This window comes from Pseudomonas sp. NBRC 111131, assembly GCF_001320525.1.
GTDB lineage: Bacteria > Pseudomonadota > Gammaproteobacteria > Pseudomonadales > Pseudomonadaceae > Aquipseudomonas > Aquipseudomonas ceruminis.
Genome location: NZ_BCBH01000030.1, coordinates 1 through 16,923, shown reverse-complemented (window position 1 = coordinate 16,923; position 16,923 = coordinate 1). Strand labels below are relative to the sequence as shown.

Genomic DNA, 16,923 nt, shown 5'->3' with positions numbered 1-16,923 from the left:
AACGCCCGATCAGCACAAGGCTGACCGGGCGCGAGAGTTGGTGATTGAGGGTTAAGCGGCGAGTTGTAGTGCAGCATCCAGGGCGCGCTGCTTGATCTGAGCGCCCTGGCCGAACCAGGCCGAGTCCATGCGGTACTCGTTGCTGCGCGCCCGACGTTCGTGGTCGACGTACTCGGTCACGGCGTTGAGCAGACCCCAGGCGGTGCCGCGTGCCGAGTCCAGCTGGCTACCGCGACCACGGCCTTCGTAAAGCTCCTGCACCTTGCGCAGAGCGCGCTCGTTGGGCAGTTGCTCCGGCAGCGCGCCGGTCGGACTGGTCTCGCACATCACGTTCATGAAGAAGCCCAGTGCCTCATGCCACTGCACCTTGCGCTCGGCCAGCGCGCGCATGCGGTACATGAAGTCGTCCCATTGCGAGACGGCGATGCCGAGTTGCTTCTTCACTGCTTTCGGATCGAAGCGGGTGTTGTGCGGCACCTTGATCGCCCTGCTGGTGCCGTCCAGGGCGATGGTCAGGGTGTTGTTGCACACTACGCGCACAGTGGTTGGGGTGGCTGTGGTAGCCAGAGTGCCGTCGCAGGAGGTGGCCAGCAGCAGGTAGCCGTTCACCTGGTCATTACCCCTGAGTGCAGCCCCTTGTCCGGTACGCGCCAGCGCCCAGAACTTGCGGCCACCTTTGAGCATGCCAGCTGTTTCCAGCTCGTAGCCAGAGACCTCGGTCAGATCCCGGTAGAACTCCAGCACCTCACGCGGCTGCACGGTGTGGTAACGCTGCGAGACCACCGACAGTGGTGCCTTAGTGTCCGAACGGAACAGCACCTTTTGTTCGGGGAAGGAATGGATCGCGCCCAGGTGGCCGACAGAATCCGACTTGAAGTGCACGGGGCTTTCCAGAATCTGCCAGTCCATCCCGGCTTCGTGTTGCCAGACTTCAATGGGCTGCTTCTGCGTGAGTTGGTTGCCCAGGCCGTGCCACGGGGTGGCGCCAGCGTAAGCCATGGTTTCGATGAGATGTGCCATTGGAAACTCCTTGTCGGTACAAGCGACAGACGGCATAAAGCCTGGCCCGCTATGGGCCAGGCTTTATGCCGTTCAAATATTCGATAGGGGAGGGGTTAGGCGGTGCAGCTGGGGTGTGTTGGATCAGTAATCGTTTTGGGAGAAGGCCAGGCCACAGTGCTGGCACTCGAAGTTGTCGAGCACGCGAGAGTCTATTTCTTCGCCCATTCGCGCCCCAGCCAGGCTGCCGGCGGTGCCGCCCGCCAGGCCTCCCAGGATCGCTCCAGCAAGGCCGCCCAAGGTAATTCCAATCGGCCCTGCGATTGCTCCCAGGGCTGCGCCGCTTTGAGCGCCCGACAAAGCGCCAGCGGCGCCGCTGGCTGTTCCACCAACAGCACCAACTACTCCGCCGAGTTTGCGAGCATGATTACGCGCGACAATGCGCAGAGAACCGCAAGAAGGACAGCAAATAGTCATTTGTTCAGACTCCTGGGTAACTTGACGTCAAGGGAGTGCGGGCACTATCTGCCCGTGCTCACATGAGTAATAAAGGTCTGAATTTTTTTTGAATCGATTTCTGAGGAATATCCGGAAGGCTGGCTGACGCCTTAAAGGAGATATGGGATGAGCAATAGTCCGAAGCGTTTGGGTGTCTGTTCTTTTTGTGACCAATTGGACGATTTGTGACTTATTTGTCGAGATTGGTTCTTGGTGGCTGGGTAAGAAGGTGGGGTGAGGGCAAGCTGAACTTTACTGTGAAGCAGAGTGGCCTCCACAAGTGGTGATCGGTACAGTGTTATTGCATCGAACTGCGCGGTCGGCTACTGTGCCCGGATAGCAACGCGAGATATCTCCGTGAACACCAGTAGTGCCCTCCTGATGCGCGTCATCAAAGCCCTCGCTCGTTGGCGCTGGCGCGGCTGACTTTCTCCTGCCGGCATAGCCGGTTCGTCCTTGTTCGCTCCTGTTTCCCTTGGCTGATGGCCTGACCCCGACCCTGTCCAGTAACAGAAAAAGCGGGTACATATGCGGGTATCAAGGCGGAGTGAATTTATAGAAAGGCAGTAAAACCAAGAGGTTAAGCTTAAAATGCTGCTGATGATCGACAATTACGACTCATTCACTTACAACGTTGTTCAGTACCTTGGCGAGTTGGGCGCCGAGGTCAAGGTCATTCGCAACGACGAAATGACCATTGCCCAGATCGAAGCCCTCAGCCCCGAGCGTATCGTGGTCTCCCCCGGGCCATGCACGCCAAGCGAGGCCGGTGTATCCATCGAAGCCATCCTGCATTTCGCTGGCAAACTGCCCATTCTTGGCGTATGCCTGGGCCACCAGTCCATCGGCCAGGCCTTTGGCGGCGATGTGGTGCGTGCCCGTCAGGTCATGCATGGCAAGACCAGCCCGGTGCATCACCGTGACCTGGGTGTATTCGCCGGCCTCAACAACCCGCTGACCGTCACCCGCTACCACTCCTTGGTAGTCAAGCGCGAAACCCTGCCAGATTGCCTGGAAGTGACCGCCTGGACCGCCCATGACGATGGTTCGGTCGACGAGATCATGGGTGTGCGCCACAAGACGCTGAACATCGAAGGGGTGCAGTTCCACCCCGAGTCCATCCTGACCGAGCAGGGCCACGAGCTGTTCGCCAACTTCCTCAAACAGACCGGCGGCCGCCGCTAAGGATTGCACATGGATATCAAGAGCGCGTTGAGCCGTATCGTCGGCCAGCTGGACCTTTCGACCGAAGAAATGCGCGACGTCATGCGCCAGATCATGACCGGCCAGTGCAGCGAGGCGCAGATCGGTGCCTTCCTGATGGGGATGCGCATGAAAAGCGAGAGCATCGACGAGATTGTTGGCGCGGTGTCGGTGATGCGTGAGCTGGCCGACAAGGTCGAACTGAAAAGCCTTGATGGCGTGGTCGATATCGTCGGTACCGGCGGTGATGGCGCCAACATCTTCAATGTGTCCACCGCGTCGTCGTTCGTTCTGGCGGCGGCGGGTTGCACCGTGGCCAAGCACGGTAACCGCGCGGTCTCGGGCAAGAGCGGCAGTGCCGACTTGCTGGAAGCCGCCGGCATCTACCTGAACCTGACCCCGATTCAGGTAGCGCGCTGCATCGACAGCCTCGGCATCGGTTTCATGTTCGCCCAGAGCCATCACTCCGCCATGAAGCATGCCGCCGGCCCGCGTCGCGACCTGGGGCTGCGCACGCTGTTCAACATGCTCGGCCCGCTTACGAATCCGGCCGGCGTGAAACACCAGGTGGTCGGTGTGTTCAGCCAGGCCCTGTGCCGTCCCCTGGCCGAGGTGTTGCAGCGCCTGGGCAGCAAGCATGTGCTGGTGGTGCACTCCAAGGACGGGCTGGACGAGTTCAGCCTGGCGGCGCCAACCTTCGTAGCCGAACTGAAAAACGGCGAGATCCGTGAATACTGGGTCGAGCCGGAAGACCTCGGGATGAAAAGCCAAAGCCTGCACGGCCTTGCTGTCGAGAGCCCGCAGGCTTCGCTTGAGCTGATTCGCGATGCACTGGGCCGGCGCAAGACTGAAAACGGTCAGAAGGCCGCCGAGATGATCGTGCTCAACGCCGGCGCAGCACTGTATGCCGCTGACCACGCCATGAGCCTGAAGAGCGGTGTGGAACTGGCCCACGATGTGCTGCACACCGGGCTGGCTTGGGAAAAGCTGCAGGAACTGGGTGCCTTTACAGCGGTATTCAAGGTGGAGAACGAAGCATGAGTGTGCCGACGGTGCTGGAAAGGATCATTGCTCGCAAGTTCCAGGAAGTGGCCGAGCGCAGCGCGCGCGTCAGCCTTGCTGAACTGGAGCGCTTGGCCAAGCTTGCCGAAGCGCCGCGGGGTTTTGCCAATGCCCTTATCGATCAGGCAAAACGCAAGCAGCCAGCGGTGATCGCTGAAATCAAGAAGGCCTCGCCGAGCAAAGGCGTGATTCGCGAGCACTTCGTACCGGCGGACATCGCCGTCAGCTACGAGAAGGGCGGGGCGACCTGCCTGTCGGTGCTCACCGACGTGGACTACTTCCAAGGTGCCGATGAGTACCTGCAGCAGGCGCGTGCTGCGGTTTCGCTGCCGGTGATCCGCAAGGACTTCATGGTCGACCCGTACCAGATCGTCGAGGCGCGCGCCTTGGGTGCCGACTGTGTATTGTTGATTGTGTCGGCGCTGGATGACGTGAAGATGGCCGAGCTGGCCGCCACCGCCAAGGATGTTGGCCTTGATGTGCTGGTCGAAGTGCACGATGGCGATGAGCTGGAACGTGCATTGAACACACTCGATACGCCGCTGGTGGGGGTGAACAACCGCAACCTGCACACCTTCGAGGTCAGCCTGGAGACCACGCTCGATCTGCTGCCGCGCATCCCGCGGGATCGCCTGGCCATCACCGAGAGCGGCATTCTCAACCGCGCCGATGTCGAGCTGATGGCGATCAACGATGTCTACTCGTTCCTGGTAGGTGAGGCATTCATGCGTGCCGAGCAGCCAGGGCTTGAACTGCAGCGGTTGTTTTTCCCCGATCAGGTGAAGAAGACTGTTCAGCAACTGGACTGATCGAACGAAGCCGGCTTATGCCGGCTTTTTTTTGTGCCTGCTCCGGTCTTTCCCAGGTGATGCACACGCCTTGAGGGCAGCGGCATAACCTGTGGTAGCGGGTTGACCCGCGAAGGGGCCAGAGAAACCAACACTAAAAGGTGGATCAATGACCGATCAACCCCTGGCCCTGACCGTCGAACAAGGCCTGCATGCCGAACAGGACCTGCTGGCAGCGGTGTGCCGCGGTGAACGTGAATCTGGCGTGCTGTTTTGGCGCCCCACCGATCACGCCTTGGTCATGCCGCGCCGCATGAGCCGACTGGACAATTTCGAAGCTGCCTGCTCGGAACTGGCGATTGCCGGCTGGCCGGTGCTGTTGCGTGAAACTGGCGGCGAGCCCGTACCGCAGTCGCATGCAACGGTGAACGTGGCGCTGGTGTATGTGGCACCGCGCAGCGAAGGCGACCACGGGCGTATCGAAAACGCCTATGAGCGCCTGTGCCTGCCTCTGTGCGATGTGTTGCGCGAATGGGGCGGCGTGGCGTCGGTAGGCGAAATTGACGGTGCCTTCTGCGATGGCCGCTATAACGTCAACCTCAACGGGCGTAAGCTGGTCGGCACGGCCCAGCGTTGGCGCCAGGGGCTAGGCGGCAAGCGCCCAGTGGTGCTGGTGCATGGCGCGCTATTGCTGGACAACGAACGCGAATCGATGGTTGCGGCGGTCAATCGCTTCAATGAGTGTTGCGAACTGGAGCAGCGTTGCCGCGCCGATAGCCATATCGCTTTGCACGAGGTGGCGCCCGAAGCGCCCTGGTTCGAACGGTTGTCGCAGGCCTACAGGCAGGTACTGGCAGCCCTGCCTAAGGATTAACGGGTACCGTAGACCACCATGGTCTTGCCTTTGACTTGCACCAGGCTGCGTTCTTCAAGGTCTTTGAGAACGCGGCCGACCATTTCCCGTGAGCATCCGACGATACGTCCTATTTCTTGGCGGGTGATCTTGATCTGCATGCCGTCTGGGTGGGTCATGGCGTCCGGCTGCTTGCACAGGTCAAGCAGGCAGCGGGCAACTCGGCCGGTGACGTCGAAGAATGCCAGGTCGCCCACCTTGCGCGTGGTATTGCGCAGGCGTTGGGCCATTTGGCTGCCGAGGGCGTAGAGAATGTCCGGGTCTTGGCGGGCCAGGTCGCGAAACTTGTCGTAGCTGATCTCCGCCACTTCGCACTCGGTCTTGGCGCGGACCCAGGCGCTGCGTTGCTGATCGCTGCCGGCAGGTTCGAACAAGCCCAATTCGCCGAAGAAGTCGCCGCTGTTGAGGTAGGCGATGATCATCTCATGGCCTTCGTCGTCTTCGATGATGATGGTGACTGAACCCTTGACGATGAACGACAGCGTTTCGGCCCGGTCACCGGCGCAGATGATGTTGCTCTTGGCGGTGTAGCGGCGGCGCTGGCAGTGCACCAGCAGCTTGTCGATGTTCTTGATCTTGGCGGGTAGGGCTGAGACAACCATCACGAAATCCTGTTCGATGCGACGCATAGGCTCTTGTTAGCGTTGGCTGACGTGGGGCGCCAGTCAATTGGCGCCAGCTTATCAGACACTGCAGGATGTTTCGGCACAAATGCGCCTCGCATTGAGCTTTTCCGACAGCCATTCAAGGCTTAAGCTGACAACCTTTTGCGAATTCCAGGAGTACGGACAGATGAAGGCACGCATCCAGTGGGCCGGTGAAGCGATGTTTCTCGGCGAATCGGGGAGTGGCCACGTGGTTGTCATGGATGGCCCGCCCGAGGCCGGTGGCCGCAACCTGGGCGTGCGCCCGATGGAAATGCTCCTGCTCGGCCTCGGTGGCTGCAGCAGTTTTGATGTGGTGAGCATCCTGAAGAAATCGCGCCAGGCGGTGGAAAGCTGTGAAGCCTTCCTGGAGGCCGAGCGCGCCAGTGAAGACCCGAAAGTGTTCACCAAGATCCACATGAATTTCGTGGTCAAAGGCCGTGGGCTGAAAGAGGCGCAGGTCAAGCGGGCGGTCGAGCTGTCGGCCGAGAAGTATTGCTCGGCGTCGATCATGCTGGAGCGTGCCGGAGTCGAAATCACTCACGGCTACGAGATCATAGAGCTGGGTTGAACCCCAGAGCATGGGCTGCTGCGCAGCCCATCGGCTAGCCGGCGCTGGGGGGGCAAAGCGGTCTGCGCGGTCTTCAGTTGCGCAGTGCCGGGAGAGCGACCACCAACCAGCGTGGGACGCAACGTCGCAATGACTGGCTCAAATGCTCCCGGCGCTTCTGATACCCCAGCCCCAGGCCGATTACCCCCAGCCCGATCAGCGTCACCACCACCGGGAACAGCAGCGAATCGGCAAACACCTCGTAGGACAGGTACCCCAGGTAAGCCGCCACCCCCAGTGCCCCAAACACCATGAATACCGGCCGGCGCAGCAGCACCGCCAGTGCCATCAGCCCAAGGTTGATCAGGCAATACAGCGCCTTGCCCAGCTCACTGTCGCTTTCCATCATCGTCAGCCCGCCCCAGAACGCTGCCAACCCAGCCAGGTAGCCCCAGTAAGCGTAATCCTCACGGGTACGGCCATCCACCAGCAGAAACACCAGCAGCAGGCCGAGGCCGAACCACAGCGAAACGGTACGTCGCTGCTCCCAACTGAACGGCGAGCCATACACCCATTCGCTGAGGTCCATGGACATGAACCACAGCGCTACAGCAATTGGCATGACGATGAACGGGTAGGGGATCAAGCGCAGCATCAGCAGCCCGGCCAGCACCGTTGCGGCTTCCATCACCAGCCAGCCGCCCTGCACATAGGTGTAGTACTGGTGATAGTCCGTTTGCACATCGTCAAGCGGCCACCAACCGGACAGGCGTTCGATGGCGAACACCGCCAACGGTACGATGCTCACTGCAACCGCTGCCAGCACGCCAGCGGCGACAGGTTGCCGACGCTTTTGCAGGGTGAGGGCGAACAGCGTCAGCAGGCCGATGTACAGCAGCGCGATGAACAGTAGTGCGCCGTCCCCGATGCGCATCCAGGCCTCGGTCAGCAACCAGCCCATCGCCGCCATGATCAACAGGGCGCCGAAGTAGAATGCGACGTGTGCCAGCTGGAAGTTGCCACGTGCTGGCGGCTGCTTGTGCAGGAACGCCAGCAAGGCCTGGTCCTGGCCCGGCTGGAGAATGCCGGCTTGCACGGCGCGCGCCAGGTCCTTGGCGTCGATACGGTCCGTCATGGGCGTGCCCTTAGATGCGGTAAGTGCTCTTGGTCATGACCTTGGCCAGCAAGCTCATGCCGAAACGTACTGGTGCAGGGAAGCGATAGCCGCCAGCCTCGAGTGCAGATTCGGCGTGCTGCTCTTCATCCACGCGCATTTGCTCGAGAATGGCGCGAGACTTCTCGTCTTCGTGGGGGATTTGTTCCAGGTGCTCGTCCAGGTGCTTGCACACCTGATGTTCGGTCGCGGCGACGAAGCCCAGGCTGACTTTGTCGCTGACCAGCCCGGCAAGGGCGCCGATGCCGAACGACATGCCGTAGAACAATGGGTTGAGCACGCTCGGGTGGCTACCCAGTTGGCGGATACGCTGTTCGCACCAGGCGAGGTGGTCGACTTCTTCTTCGGCGGCGTGTTCCATGGCTTTGCGCACCTGGGGCAACTTGGCGGTCAGGGCCTGGCCCTGGTACAGCGCCTGGGCGCAGACTTCGCCGGTATGGTTGATGCGCATGAGCCCGGCAACGTGACGCGTCTGGTGGTCATCGAGTTCGGCGTCCGGCTGGATGATGGCCGGGGACGGGCGGGACGGTTGGCCGCTGAAGGGCAGCAAGGTGCGCATGGCGGTATCGGCCTGCAGCAACAAGCGGTCGAGCGGCGAGTAGTGACGTTCGGTAGCCATCGGGCACCTCCGCTGAGTGATGCCCGACAGTTTACCTCAATCGCCCGGAAGGGGCTTGCCTTGGGTCAGCCCGGTGGCCAGTTCATCTGGCGCTGGCCGAGCACATGCATGTGGATGTGGTAGACGGTCTGGCCGCCTTTCGGGTTGCAGTTCATGACCACGCGGAAACCTTCTTCGCAGCCTTGCTCGACCGCCAGGCGCTGAGCGGTGAACAGGATATGGCCAGCCAGGGCCTTGTCTTCTTCGGTCAGGTCGTTGAGGGTGCGAATGTGTTTTTTCGGGATGACCAGAAAATGCACTGGCGCCGCTGGGGCGATATCCTTGAAGGCCAGGATCTGGTCATCTTCGTAGATGATATCCGCCGGTATTTCCCGGTTGATGATTTTGAGGAATAGATCGTCCACAGCACTTGCTCCATGGTGAGGGTCGAGCCGAGTGTACTCAGCCAGGCGCCACTCGCCCAGTGGCTATTCCATGCCGACCGGGCAGTATCGGCGGTGAATGAAACCTGCAAGTTTGCGCACCAGCCAGCGTGGCAGCACACGAGGGGCAAAAGCCAACCAACGGTTACGGCGCACCGGCATGATCAGCGCGCGGTTCTTGGCCAGGGCACGCACGGTGTACAGCGCCACTTCCTCGGGGCTCAGGCAGCGGCTATTGCCTTCGAGCCGTGGGATAGGCCGGCGCGCTGAACGCACAGGGCCGGGGCACAGTACCGAGACCTTGATACCGGTGGGTCTGAGTTCTTCGCGCAGGGCTTCGGTGAAGCTCATCACATAGGCTTTGCTGGCGGCGTAGGTGGCCATCCACGGGCCGGGTGCCACGGCGGCCAGCCCGGCGACATTGAGGATCTGCCCGCCACCCTGCACCGCCATCAGGTTGCCGATGGCATGGCACAGGCGGCTCATCGCCAGGATGTTGACCTCTAGCAGGTCCTGCTCGTCTGCCCATTCGTGGGCGAGGAAGGGACCATAGGTGCGCTGGCCGGCGCAATTGACCAGCAGGTCGATGCGCCGCTCGCCTTCTTCCAGTTCAAGCACGAACCCGGACAAGCGTAGCGGCTGGCTGAGGTCACAGGCACGCAACAGCACCTCGACACCGAAACGCTGGGTCAGCTCGATGGCCACAGGCTCCAGGGTTTCGCGGTGGCGAGCCACCAGAATCAAATTGCGCCCGCGCCGCGCCAGGGCTTCCGCCAGGGCCAGGCCCAGGCCACTGGAAGCACCGGTGATCATGGCGTAACGGGTCATGCAAGGCTCCTGGGGGCTGAAGAGGGCGCCTAGTGTACAGCTTGGCCAGGCAAGGTGTTGCCTTTTGCTACCGGGCCTTGTCGCCCAATACCTGGGTGTGTTGCAGCGCTGCATGGTACTCGCTGTGCAAGCGTTCGATCAGCTGTGCGGCGCCGGGCAGGTCATGGATGTCGCCCACCCCTTGGCCTGCGGACCAAACGGTTTTCCAGGCTTTGGCCTCATCATCGATGGGTTTGAGCTTGCCTTGTTCGTGGCCGGTTTGCAGTGCGTTCATGTCATAACCGGCTTGCTCCAGGCTGGCGCGCAAAAAGCTCGCAGGAATACCGGAAACCGCAGGCGTGTGGATGATGTCGGCGGCCTGGGCGTCAAGCAGCATTTGCTTGTAGGCCTCCTGCGCATGGCTTTCGCCGGTCGCGATGAAGCGCGTACCCATGTAGGCCAGGTCGGCTCCCAGCACCTGGGCGGCAAGAATTTCATGGCCATGGTTGATGCAACCTGCCAGCAGCAGCGTCTTGTCGAAGAACTGACGGATTTCGGCCGCCAGAGCGAACGGGCTCCAGGTGCCGGCGTGGCCGCCAGCGCCCGCCGCCACGGCGATCAAGCCATCGACGCCCGCCTGCGCGGCTTTTTCGGCATGGCGCCGGGTGGTCACGTCATGGAACACCAGCCCGCCATAGCTGTGCACAGCATCCACGACCTCCTTCACCGCGCCCAGGCTGGTGATGACGATCGGCACGCGGTGTTCGACGCACAGCGCCAGGTCAGCCTGCAAGCGCGGGTTGGTAGGATGGACGATCAGGTTGACGGCATAGGGGGCCGGCGCCTGTAACTGCGCCAGGCCCGCTTCGATCTCTTCGAGCCAGGCCTTGAAACCTGCGCTGTCACGTTGGTTCAGCGCAGGAAAGCTGCCGACCACGCCGCTGCCACAGCAGGCCAGGACCAGCTGGGGATTGGAGATCAGGAACATCGGTGCGGCCATCACGGGCAGGCGCAGGCGTTGTTCGAGCGAAGCGGGCAGCGTCATGGGCGAGGCTCCAGTGCAGAATGGTTAACGTCAGAACGGTTTGACCACCACCAGAATTACGATGCCCAGCAGGAACAGCACCGGTACTTCGTTGAACCAGCGGTAGTACACGTGGCTACGAGTGTTGGCGCCGTTGGCGAAGCGTTTGCGTTGGGCGCCGCACATGTGATGGTAGCCGGTGAGCAGGATCACCAGCGTGAGCTTGGCGTGCAGCCACCCCTGGCTCAACCAGCCCGGGGTGAGGTAGAGCATCCAGGCGCCGAACACATAGGTGGCGATCATCGCCGGGTTCATGATGCCGCGATACAACTTGCGCTCCATTGTCACGAAGCGCTCCTGGCTCAGGCTGTCCTGGCTTTGGGCGTGGTAGACGAAAAGCCGGGGAAGGTAGAACAGGCCGGCGAACCAGCAGACCACGCTGACGATGTGCAGCGCTTTGATCCATAGGTAAAGCATCTAGAGAGTCCTTCAGGTATTCACGGTCGTCAGATAGTAGTGGCCAAGTACCCGAAGGGTCACCCGGAGAGTTGTTACAGGCGCCCTGCGCCCCTATCATCGTGCGCTTTCCAGACGGCTCGTTGATAAGGGGCAAGCGTTATGATCAAGGTCGGTATCGTCGGCGGCACGGGTTACACCGGCGTCGAACTGTTGCGTCTGCTGGCACAGCATCCACAGGCCGAAGTGGCAGTCATCACTTCGCGTTCCGAGGCGGGCGTTGCGGTCGCCGACATGTACCCGAACCTGCGCGGCCACTACGACGGCCTGGCTTTCAGCGTGCCAGACAGCAAGGCCCTGGCGGCCTGCGACGTCGTGTTCTTCGCCACGCCGCACGGTGTCGCCCACGCCCTGGCCGGCGAACTGCTGGCTGCAGGCACCAAGGTCATCGACCTGTCCGCGGACTTCCGCCTGCAGGACGCTGCCGAATGGGGCAAATGGTATGGACAACCGCACGGTGCCCCTGAGCTGCTCAAGGATGCGGTCTACGGCCTGCCTGAGGTCAACCGCGAAAAAATCCGCCAGGCGCGCCTCATTGCGGTGCCGGGCTGCTACCCGACTGCCGCGCAGCTGGGCTTCCTGCCACTGCTCGAAGCGGGCCTGGCCGACCCGTCGCGGCTGATCGCCGACTGCAAGTCGGGGGTCAGTGGTGCTGGCCGCGGAGCCGCAGTGGGTTCGCTGTTCTGCGAGGCTGGCGAGAGCATGAAGGCTTATGCAGTCAAGGGCCACCGCCACCTGCCTGAAATCAGCCAAGGCCTGCGTCTGGCTGCTGGCAAGGACATCGGCCTGACCTTCGTGCCGCACCTGACGCCGATGATCCGTGGTATCCACGCCACGCTGTACGCGAATGTTGTCGATACCTCGGTCGACTTGCAGGCGCTGTTCGAGAAGCGCTACGCCGACGAACCGTTCGTCGATGTGATGCCCGCTGGCAGCCACCCGGAAACCCGCAGCGTGCGCGGCGCCAACGTCTGCCGCATTGCCGTTCATCGCCCGCAGGGGGGCGACCTCGTGGTGGTGCTGTCGGTGATCGACAACCTGGTGAAGGGCGCCTCTGGCCAGGCGGTACAGAACCTGAACATCCTGTTCGGCCTGGACGAGCGTATGGGCCTGTCCCACGCGGGCTTGCTGCCGTAAGCGAGCTGCGATCGAAATGGCCCGCCTTGCGCGGGCCATTTTGTCAGTCGCGACTAAAGCCGCACAATTCTTGACCAATTTTCTCGGGAAAGCGGATAATGCGCGTCATCGAGTTTTAAGGCGGCAACTGCGCCGGGAGAGTCAACATGAGCGTCGAAACCTTCACCCCTACCGGTCTGGAATTCACCCATGGGGCAGCCCAGAAAGTGAAGAACCTGGTCAATGAGGAAGGCAATGAACGTCTGAAACTGCGGGTGTTCGTGACCGGTGGCGGCTGCTCGGGCTTCCAGTACGGCTTCACTTTCGATGAGGATGTGGCCGAAGACGACACCATCGTCGAGCGCGAAGGCGTGTCGCTGGTGGTCGACCCGATGAGCTTCCAGTATCTGGCTGGCGCCGAGGTGGACTATCAGGAAGGCCTGGAGGGCTCGCGCTTTGTGATCAAGAACCCAAACGCTGCCACTACGTGCGGTTGCGGGTCCTCGTTCTCGATCTGAGGCCTGGCCATACGAAAACGCCGCGCAATTGCGCGGCGTTTTGCTTTGCGGTGTAGCGGTTATGCCGGGTAGATTGCACCCAGTACCCGCAGGCCCTTGGCCGCCGTCACGCTTGGGCGGTTGGCGCTGATGCCTTCGAGGCAGCAATGCGCCAGCCAGGCAAAGGCCATGGCCTCGACCCAGTCAGGGTCTACGCCATGGGCGCCGGTGCTGGCGACACGGGCCTTGGGTAGCAGTTGGCCAAGGCGGGCCATAAGGGCGCCGTTACGTGCGCCACCGCCGCACACCAGCAACGCTTCTGTGCCCTGCTGGGCATTGCTCAGCGAGTCGATGATGCTGCGCGCGGTAAGCTCCAGCAATGTCGCCTGTACATCCTCGTCCCGGTAAGCGGGCTGGCCCGCCAGGTGACCGTCCAGCCAAGCCAGGTTGAACACCTCGCGGCCCGTACTCTTCGGGCCGCTGCCAGCAAAGAACGGGTCGGCCAGCAATGCACTGAGCAAGCCCGGCTGCACCACGCCCGAAGCCGCCCAGGCACCATCGGCATCGTAGGCCTGGCCGCGCTTGCGCTCTATCCAGGCATCCAGCAGCACGTTACCTGGGCCGCAGTCGAAGCCGTGGACCGGCTTGTCCTGCTCGATCAGGCTGAGGTTGCTGAAGCCGCCCACATTCAGGATTGCCAGGCGCTGGCCCAAGTGACCGAACAGGGTTTCGTGGAAAGCCGGTACCAGCGGTGCGCCTTGGCCTCCTGCAGCCACATCGCGCCGGCGGAAGTCGGCAACCACGCTGATGCCGGTAAGCTCGGCGAGCAGCGCCGGGTTGCCGATCTGTACGGTAAAACCGCGTGCGGGTTCGTGGCGAATGGTCTGGCCGTGGCTGCCGATGGCGCGGATGGCATCGGCCTGCAGCCCCTGACGGGCCAGCAGTTGGCGGATCCCTTCGGCTGCCAGGCTGGCCCAGCGGTTTTCTGCCAGCGCCGCACGCGCGATCTCGTCAGGGCCGCTGCTGCACAGGGCAAGCAGTTGCTGACGCAGGTCGCTGGGCATGGGCAGGTAATGGGTGGCGAGCAGTTCAAGCTGCTCGCCTTGTTCGATCAAGGCAATATCCAGGCCGTCGAGGCTGGTCCCGGACATCACCCCCAGGTAGAGCGCCATGGGCTTAGCGCTTGTTCGCTGCGAGCATGGTGGCCTTTTCCTGATCCATGCGGGCGATCAGTGGCTGGCTCTGCTGCAGGAACCGCTGGCGTTCTGCCTTGGCGATCGGGTCTGCCATCGGCACCTTCTGGCTCAGGGGGTCGACATGCACGCCGTTGACCTGGAACTCATAATGCAGGTGCGGCCCAGTGGACAGCCCGGTCGTACCGATGTAGCCGATGATCTGGCCCTGCTTCACGCTGCCGCCGGTCTTGATGCCCTTGGCAAAGCCCTGCATGTGCCCGTAAAGGGTCTTGTAGCTGTTGCCATGGGCGATGATGACGGTATTGCCGTAGCCACCCCGGCGCCCGGCCAGCTCGATGCGTCCATCGCCGGCCGCCTTGATGGGGGTGCCCCGTGGGGCGGCGTAGTCGACACCCTTGTGTGCACGGATCTTGTTCAGAATCGGGTGCTTGCGGCCAGCGGAAAAGCGCGAGCTGATACGGGCGAAGTCTACGGGGGTGCGGATGAATGCCTTGCGCAGGCTGTTGCCATCAGCGGTGTAGTAGCTGGTATTGCCCTGCTTGTTGGTGTAGCGCACGGCCGTGTAGGTTTTGCCACGGTTGGTGAAGCGGGCGGACAGGATGTTGCCGGTGCCGACCACCTTGCCGTCCATGACCTTCTGCTCGTACACCACGTCGAATTCATCGCCCGGGCGAATGTCCTGAGCGAAGTCGATGTCATAGCCAAGCACCTTGGCCATGTCCATGGTCATGCTGTGGGACAGGCCCGCGCGCTGCGCTGAAGCCGACAGCGAACTCTTGATGACCCCGTGTGCATAAGCGGTGCGCACCAGCGGCTTGCTGATTTCGCGATCGAAGGTGTAGCCCTTGGCGGACTTGGTCAGGCGGATGGTCTCAAGGTTGCTGACCTTGCTGTGCAGGCTCGCCAGTTGGCCATCCTTGTCCAGTTCGAACTGCAGTACCTGGCCGTGCTTGAGCTGGCTGAACTGTTTGGCCTGCTTGTTGCTGGCCAGCAGGTCATGCACTACGTTGGCCGGCAGCCCCACTTTGGCGAACAGCGTCGACAAGGTATCGCCGCGTGCGACGACGACTTCGCGATGGCCAGGTTCCTTGGCTTGTGGCTGCTGCTCCGGCGCTGGTGCTTGCTGAGCGGTTTGTTCGTTGGGTGATTCGGCGCCTTCGATCTGCGCGAAGGGAGAACCCTGGTCGGCTTCGCTCTGTACCAGCGGTGCTGCCTTGGATTCGTCCTTCAACTGCTCGGCAGGGCTCTCGAGCTCCAGGCTGAGAGTGGTTTTCTTGGCTTCGACTTCGCTGGACGGAAATACCAGCAGGGCCAGGCTGAGCAGCGCGGCAATGCCGCTGGCGGCCAACAGATGGCTTTTCGGATAAAGCGGGGGCGCTTTAGGCGTTTCGTTGGTCATAGGTAAGGGGACTTTGAAGAAAAGTGAATATGGAAAAGATGAATGACATGATGAAGATGAAATAACTGTATAAAATATAACCAAATCCATTTTCACGCAAGGGCGCGTAGACGCCGCAAACCTGTGGTCAGGTCACATTCCTTTGCAAAACTTGTATTTGATGGCCGATCTTGTATGGTTGGCTCCCCTTGAATCTGAGCCTTGCGGGTCTGTCTATGAAGTCGGTTGAAGAGCAGCTGGCGCTTATCAAGCGCGGTGCGGAAGAAGTGTTGGTCGAGTCGGAACTGGTTGAGAAGCTCAAGCGCGGCCAGCCTCTGCGTATCAAGGCAGGTTTCGATCCGACCGCGCCCGACCTGCACCTGGGGCACACGGTGCTGATCAACAAGCTGCGTCAGTTCCAGGATCTGGGCCATCAGGTCATTTTCCTGATTGGTGACTTCACCGGGATGATTGGCGATCCGAGCGGCAAGAGCGCCACGCGTCCGCCGCTGACCCGTGAGCAGGTCCTGGATAACGCCGAGACCTATAAGCAGCAGGTGTTCAAGATTCTCGACCCGGCCAAGACCGAAGTCGCCTTCAACTCAACCTGGATGGATACGCTGACCCCGGCGGACTTTATCCGCCTGGCGTCGCAGTACACCGTGGCGCGCATGCTCGAGCGTGATGACTTCGACAAGCGTTACACCACCAATCAGCCGATCGCCATCCACGAGTTCCTGTACCCGTTGGTGCAGGGGTACGACTCGGTGGCGCTGAAAGCTGACGTGGAGCTGGGGGGGACCGATCAGAAGTTCAACCTGTTGATGGGGCGTGAGCTGCAGCGTGCTTACGGCCAGGAAGCGCAGAATATCGTGACCATGCCGTTGCTTGAAGGGCTCGACGGCGTGAAGAAGATGTCCAAGTCGCTGGGCAACTATGTGGGTATCCAGGAAGCCCCGGGTGTGATGTACAGCAAGCTGGTATCGATTCCGGACACGCTGATGTGGCGCTACTTCGAGCTGCTGAGCTTCCGTTCGATGGACGAGATCGACCAGTTCCGTGCCGATGTCGCCAATGGCGCGAACCCGCGTGATATCAAGATCAAGCTGGCAGAAGAGATCGTTGCGCGCTTCCATGGGGAAGAGGCTGCTGCCAATGCCCACCGTGCGGCGGGTAACCGCATGAAGGAGGGCGAGTTGCCGGAAGACCTGCCCGAGATCGAAGTGGCTGCAGCCGAAGCCTTGCCGATCGCTGCTGTACTGAACCGTGCAGGCCTGGTGAAGAACTCGGCGATGGCGCGGGACCTGCTCAATGGTGGTGCGGTGAAGGTCGACGGCGTGGTGGTTGGGCGCGACTTCATGTTTGCACTCGGCGCCACCCACGTGTGCCAGGCGGGGAAGAAAGCGTTTGCCCGAGTCACCCTCAAGGCTGAGTGATCGCTTGGCGCTGTAGCTATATATAGAAGCGGGGAGGCCGAAAGGCCTCCCCGCTTTGTTTTGCAGCATTATTAAGGTTTA

18 protein-coding genes are annotated in these 16,923 nt (G+C 61.5%); 8 read left to right on the top strand and 10 right to left on the bottom strand.

Features of this window, described 5'->3' with window-relative positions; genetic code table 11:
• Positions 1-51: 51 nt before the first annotated feature.
• Entirely contained in the window at positions 52-1,020 is a 969-nt protein-coding gene (locus APH34_RS22120; protein WP_054902923.1) for a DUF932 domain-containing protein, read from the bottom strand.
• A 1,068-nt stretch (positions 1,021-2,088) separates the two neighbouring features.
• Between APH34_RS22120 and APH34_RS22110 the strand changes: the two genes are divergently transcribed.
• The 4 genes from APH34_RS22110 to APH34_RS22095 all read left to right on the top strand — a co-directional run bounded on the left by APH34_RS22110 (position 2,089) and on the right by APH34_RS22095 (position 5,424).
• On the top strand, positions 2,089-2,682 hold the full coding sequence (locus APH34_RS22110) for an aminodeoxychorismate/anthranilate synthase component II (protein WP_054902922.1): 594 nt from the start codon (positions 2,089-2,091) through the stop codon (positions 2,680-2,682).
• A 9-nt stretch (positions 2,683-2,691) separates the two neighbouring features.
• Entirely contained in the window at positions 2,692-3,741 is a 1,050-nt protein-coding gene (gene trpD, locus APH34_RS22105) for an anthranilate phosphoribosyltransferase (protein ID WP_054902921.1), read from the top strand.
• Positions 3,738-4,571, top strand: coding sequence for an indole-3-glycerol phosphate synthase TrpC (gene trpC / locus APH34_RS22100; protein WP_054902920.1), 834 nt, complete (start codon positions 3,738-3,740; stop codon positions 4,569-4,571). Before trpD ends, trpC begins: the two co-directional genes overlap by 4 nt.
• A gap of 148 nt (positions 4,572-4,719) precedes the next feature.
• On the top strand, positions 4,720-5,424 hold the full coding sequence (locus tag APH34_RS22095) for a lipoate--protein ligase family protein (RefSeq protein ID WP_054902919.1): 705 nt from the start codon (positions 4,720-4,722) through the stop codon (positions 5,422-5,424).
• On the opposite strand, the gene crp is transcribed toward APH34_RS22095, so the two are convergent.
• A complete protein-coding gene (gene crp / locus APH34_RS22090; RefSeq protein WP_054902964.1) occupies positions 5,421-6,065 on the bottom strand; it encodes a cAMP-activated global transcriptional regulator CRP in 645 nt (214 codons plus the stop codon). The genes APH34_RS22095 and crp overlap by 4 nt on opposite strands.
• A gap of 190 nt (positions 6,066-6,255) precedes the next feature.
• Between crp and APH34_RS22085 the strand changes: the two genes are divergently transcribed.
• A complete protein-coding gene (locus tag APH34_RS22085) occupies positions 6,256-6,678 on the top strand; it encodes an OsmC family protein (protein WP_054902918.1) in 423 nt (140 codons plus the stop codon).
• 73 nt (positions 6,679-6,751) lie between these two features.
• On the opposite strand, the gene APH34_RS22080 is transcribed toward APH34_RS22085, so the two are convergent.
• From APH34_RS22080 to hemJ, 6 genes are all read right to left on the bottom strand, one after another.
• Positions 6,752-7,792 carry a hypothetical protein gene (locus tag APH34_RS22080; RefSeq protein ID WP_054902917.1) on the bottom strand — a complete coding sequence of 347 codons (1,041 nt, stop codon included), beginning with the start codon at positions 7,790-7,792 and terminating at the stop codon, positions 6,752-6,754.
• A gap of 10 nt (positions 7,793-7,802) precedes the next feature.
• Entirely contained in the window at positions 7,803-8,450 is a 648-nt protein-coding gene (gene coq7 / locus APH34_RS22075) for a 2-polyprenyl-3-methyl-6-methoxy-1,4-benzoquinone monooxygenase (protein WP_054902916.1), read from the bottom strand.
• A 65-nt stretch (positions 8,451-8,515) separates the two neighbouring features.
• Positions 8,516-8,854, bottom strand: a complete 339-nt coding sequence (locus APH34_RS22070; protein WP_003255518.1) for a histidine triad nucleotide-binding protein — start codon at positions 8,852-8,854, stop codon at positions 8,516-8,518.
• Between the two features lie 63 nt (positions 8,855-8,917).
• Positions 8,918-9,700 (bottom strand): SDR family oxidoreductase, encoded by a 783-nt coding sequence (locus APH34_RS22065; RefSeq protein WP_054902915.1) that lies wholly within the window; start codon positions 9,698-9,700, stop codon positions 8,918-8,920.
• Positions 9,701-9,767: 67 nt separating this feature from the next.
• Entirely contained in the window at positions 9,768-10,724 is a 957-nt protein-coding gene (locus tag APH34_RS22060; RefSeq protein WP_054902914.1) for a nitronate monooxygenase family protein, read from the bottom strand.
• A gap of 30 nt (positions 10,725-10,754) precedes the next feature.
• Positions 10,755-11,180 (bottom strand): protoporphyrinogen oxidase HemJ, encoded by a 426-nt coding sequence (gene hemJ, locus APH34_RS22055; RefSeq protein ID WP_054902913.1) that lies wholly within the window; start codon positions 11,178-11,180, stop codon positions 10,755-10,757.
• A gap of 141 nt (positions 11,181-11,321) precedes the next feature.
• On the opposite strand from hemJ, the gene argC reads away from it, so the two are divergent.
• Together argC and erpA are read left to right on the top strand one after the other, a co-directional pair.
• On the top strand, positions 11,322-12,356 hold the full coding sequence (gene argC / locus APH34_RS22050) for an N-acetyl-gamma-glutamyl-phosphate reductase (RefSeq protein WP_054902912.1): 1,035 nt from the start codon (positions 11,322-11,324) through the stop codon (positions 12,354-12,356).
• A gap of 146 nt (positions 12,357-12,502) precedes the next feature.
• A complete protein-coding gene (gene erpA, locus APH34_RS22045; RefSeq protein WP_003255511.1) occupies positions 12,503-12,853 on the top strand; it encodes an iron-sulfur cluster insertion protein ErpA in 351 nt (116 codons plus the stop codon).
• A gap of 59 nt (positions 12,854-12,912) precedes the next feature.
• Here the strand turns inward: erpA and APH34_RS22040 are convergent, their stop codons facing one another.
• A complete protein-coding gene (locus tag APH34_RS22040; RefSeq protein ID WP_054902911.1) occupies positions 12,913-14,004 on the bottom strand; it encodes an anhydro-N-acetylmuramic acid kinase in 1,092 nt (363 codons plus the stop codon).
• A gap of 4 nt (positions 14,005-14,008) precedes the next feature.
• Positions 14,009-15,427 carry a peptidoglycan DD-metalloendopeptidase family protein gene (locus tag APH34_RS22035; protein WP_054902910.1) on the bottom strand — a complete coding sequence of 473 codons (1,419 nt, stop codon included), beginning with the start codon at positions 15,425-15,427 and terminating at the stop codon, positions 14,009-14,011.
• 215 nt (positions 15,428-15,642) lie between these two features.
• Between APH34_RS22035 and tyrS the strand changes: the two genes are divergently transcribed.
• Positions 15,643-16,842: a tyrosine--tRNA ligase gene (tyrS, locus tag APH34_RS22030; RefSeq protein ID WP_054902909.1), complete on the top strand. Its 1,200-nt coding sequence runs from the start codon at positions 15,643-15,645 to the stop codon at positions 16,840-16,842.
• Positions 16,843-16,923: the final 81 nt, after the last annotated feature.

Excerpts from the sequence above, each read along its gene's own strand:
- APH34_RS22110 (WP_054902922.1), top strand. The coding sequence starts at position 2,089 with ATGCTGCTGATGATCGACAATTACGACTCATTCACTTACAACGTTGTT.
- argC (WP_054902912.1), top strand. The coding sequence starts at position 11,322 with ATGATCAAGGTCGGTATCGTCGGCGGCACGGGTTACACCGGCGTCGAA.
- coq7 (WP_054902916.1), bottom strand. The coding sequence starts at position 8,450 with ATGGCTACCGAACGTCACTACTCGCCGCTCGACCGCTTGTTGCTGCAG.
- APH34_RS22120 (WP_054902923.1), bottom strand. The coding sequence starts at position 1,020 with ATGGCACATCTCATCGAAACCATGGCTTACGCTGGCGCCACCCCGTGG.
- tyrS (WP_054902909.1), top strand. The coding sequence starts at position 15,643 with ATGAAGTCGGTTGAAGAGCAGCTGGCGCTTATCAAGCGCGGTGCGGAA.
- APH34_RS22040 (WP_054902911.1), bottom strand. The coding sequence starts at position 14,004 with ATGGCGCTCTACCTGGGGGTGATGTCCGGGACCAGCCTCGACGGCCTG.
- hemJ (WP_054902913.1), bottom strand. The coding sequence starts at position 11,180 with ATGCTTTACCTATGGATCAAAGCGCTGCACATCGTCAGCGTGGTCTGC.
- APH34_RS22095 (WP_054902919.1), top strand. The coding sequence starts at position 4,720 with ATGACCGATCAACCCCTGGCCCTGACCGTCGAACAAGGCCTGCATGCC.
- erpA (WP_003255511.1), top strand. The coding sequence starts at position 12,503 with ATGAGCGTCGAAACCTTCACCCCTACCGGTCTGGAATTCACCCATGGG.
- APH34_RS22060 (WP_054902914.1), bottom strand. The coding sequence starts at position 10,724 with ATGACGCTGCCCGCTTCGCTCGAACAACGCCTGCGCCTGCCCGTGATG.
- APH34_RS22085 (WP_054902918.1), top strand. The coding sequence starts at position 6,256 with ATGAAGGCACGCATCCAGTGGGCCGGTGAAGCGATGTTTCTCGGCGAA.
- APH34_RS22065 (WP_054902915.1), bottom strand. The coding sequence starts at position 9,700 with ATGACCCGTTACGCCATGATCACCGGTGCTTCCAGTGGCCTGGGCCTG.
- trpC (WP_054902920.1), top strand. The coding sequence starts at position 3,738 with ATGAGTGTGCCGACGGTGCTGGAAAGGATCATTGCTCGCAAGTTCCAG.
- APH34_RS22080 (WP_054902917.1), bottom strand. The coding sequence starts at position 7,792 with ATGACGGACCGTATCGACGCCAAGGACCTGGCGCGCGCCGTGCAAGCC.
- APH34_RS22035 (WP_054902910.1), bottom strand. The coding sequence starts at position 15,427 with ATGACCAACGAAACGCCTAAAGCGCCCCCGCTTTATCCGAAAAGCCAT.
- trpD (WP_054902921.1), top strand. The coding sequence starts at position 2,692 with ATGGATATCAAGAGCGCGTTGAGCCGTATCGTCGGCCAGCTGGACCTT.
- crp (WP_054902964.1), bottom strand. The coding sequence starts at position 6,065 with ATGGTTGTCTCAGCCCTACCCGCCAAGATCAAGAACATCGACAAGCTG.